Source organism: Pelomonas parva (genome assembly GCF_043555835.1).
GTDB lineage: Bacteria > Pseudomonadota > Gammaproteobacteria > Burkholderiales > Burkholderiaceae_C > Pelomonas > Pelomonas parva.
In genome coordinates this window covers 1-2,595 of record NZ_JBIGHV010000023.1, presented here as the reverse complement: position 1 = coordinate 2,595, position 2,595 = coordinate 1, and the positions used below count along the sequence as shown (strand labels likewise).

At 67.2% G+C, this 2,595-nt stretch carries 1 pseudogene; it reads left to right on the top strand.

Annotation, left to right across the window (positions count from 1 at the left end):
• Positions 1-2,595 (top strand): annotated as a pseudogene (locus ACG00Y_RS28745) (hypothetical protein); the annotation flags it as partial.

Genomic DNA, 2,595 nt, shown 5'->3' with positions numbered 1-2,595 from the left:
CGCGATGACCTCCGAGCAGTTGGCCGCCATCGAGACCGCCGACCTGGCCGTGCTGACGACGGCCGCCATCCGCGGCATCACCTCCGAGAACATCGACTCGTTCACGACCGACCAGATCCAGGCGCTGTCCACCAACCAGATCCAGTCACTGACCACGCAGCAGCTCAAGGGGCTGAGCACTGAGCAGATCTCCGCCATGGAGACGCAGGACCTGCGCGCCCTCTCCACCGCCCAGATCCGCGTGCTGGCCACCGAGCAGCTGAACTCGCTGACCACCGAGCAGTTCGCCGCGCCAACCACGATCCAGATCGCCAGCCTGACCACAGCGCAAGTCGCCGCACTGGAGACCGCCGACCTGCAGGCGATGACGACCGACCAGTTCAAGGCCATGTCGTCCGCCCAGGTGGGTGCGATGACCTCCGAGCAACTGGCCGCCATCGAGACCGCCGACCTGGCCGTGCTGACCACGGCTGCCATCCGCGGCATCACGTCCGAGAACATCGATTCGTTCACGACCGACCAGATCCAGGCGCTGACGACGGCTCAGATCCAGTCGCTGACCACCCAGCAGCTCAAGGGCCTGTCCACCGAACAGATGGCCGCGCTGGAGACGCAGGACTTGCGCGCCCTGAGCACCGCGCAGATCCGCGCGCTGTCCACCGAGCAGCTCAACGCGCTGACCACCGAACAGGTCGGCACGCTGACCACGGCCCAGGTCGCCAGCCTGTCCACGGCACAAGTCGCTGGCATGGAAACCGCCGACCTGCAGGCCCTGGATACGGCCCAATTCAAGGTGCTGTCCTCCGCCCAGGTCGGCGCGATGACCTCCGAGCAGCTGGCCGCCATCGAGACCGCCGACCTGGCCGTGCTGACCACGGCCGCCATCCGCGGCATCACCTCCGAGAACATCGACTCGTTCACGACTGACCAGATCCAGGCGCTGACGACGGCTCAGATCCAGTCGATCACCACCCAACAGCTCAAGGGCCTGAGCACCGAGCAGATGGCCGCGCTGGAGACGCAAGACCTGCGCGCGCTCTCCACTGCCCAGATCCGCGCGCTGTCCACCGAGCAGCTCAACGCGCTGACCACCGAACAGGTCGGCACGGTGACCACGGCCCAGATCGCCAGCGTCACCACGGCGCAGATCGCCGGCATGGAGACCGCCGACCTGCAGGCCCTGGATACGGCCCAATTCAAGGTGCTGTCCTCCGCCCAGGTCGGCGCGATGACCTCCGAGCAGCTGGCCGCCATCGAGACCGCCGACCTGGCCGTGCTGACCACGGCCGCCATCCGCGGCATCACCTCCGAGAACATCGACTCGTTCACGACCGACCAGGTCCAGGCGCTGACCACCAACCAGATCCAGTCGATCACCACCCAGCAGCTCAAGGGCCTGTCCACCGAACAGATGGCCGCGCTGGAGACGCAGGACCTGCGCGCCCTGTCCACTGCCCAGATCCGCGCGCTGTCCACCGAGCAGCTCAACGCGCTGACCACCGAACAGGTCGGCACGGTGACCACGGCCCAGATCGCCAGCGTCACCACGGCGCAGATCGCCGGCATGGAGACCGCCGACCTGCAGGCCCTGGACACGGCCCAGTTCAAGGTGCTGTCGTCCGCCCAGGTCGGTGCGATGACCTCCGAGCAGCTGGCCGCCATCGAGACCGCCGACCTGGCGGTGCTGACCACGGCCGCCATCCGCGGCATCACCTCCGAGAACATCGACTCGTTCGCGACCGACCAAATCCAGGCGCTGACCACCAACCAAATTCAGTCGATCACCACGCAGCAGCTCAAAGGCCTGTCCACCGAGCAGATGGCCGCGCTGGAGACGCAGGACCTGCGCGCCCTGAGCACCGCTCAGATCCGCGTACTGTCCACCGAGCAGCTCAACGCGCTGACCACCGAGCAGTTCGCCGCGCCGACCACGATCCAGATTGCCAGCCTCACCACAGCGCAAGTCGCTGCGCTGGAGACCGCCGACCTGCAGGCGATGACGACCGACCAGTTCAAGGCCATGTCGTCCGCCCAGGTGGGTGCGATGACCTCCGAGCAGCTGGCCGCCATCGAGACCGCCGACCTGGCCGTGCTGACCACGGCCGCCATCCGCGGCATCACCTCCGAGAACATCGACGCCTTCACGACTGAACAGGTCCAGGCGCTGTCCACGGCCCAGATCCAGTCGCTGACCACCCAGCAGCTCAAGGGCCTGTCCACCGAACAGATGGCCGCGCTGGAGACGCAGGACCTGCGCGCCCTGAGCACCGCGCAGATCCGCGCGCTGTCCACCGAGCAGCTCAACGCGCTGACCACCGAACAGGTCGGCACGTTGACCACGGCCCAGATCGCCAGCCTGACCACGGCTCAGATCGCCAACATGGAAACGGCCGACCTGCAGGCCCTGGACACTGCCCAATTCAAGGTGCTGTCGTCCGCCCAGGTCGGTGCGATGACCTCCGAGCAGCTGGCCGCCATCGAGACCGCCGACCTGGCCGTGCTGACGACGGCCGCCATCCGCGGCATCACCTCCGAGAACATCGACTCGTTCACGACCGACCAGATCCAGGCGCTGACGACGGCTCAGATCCAGTC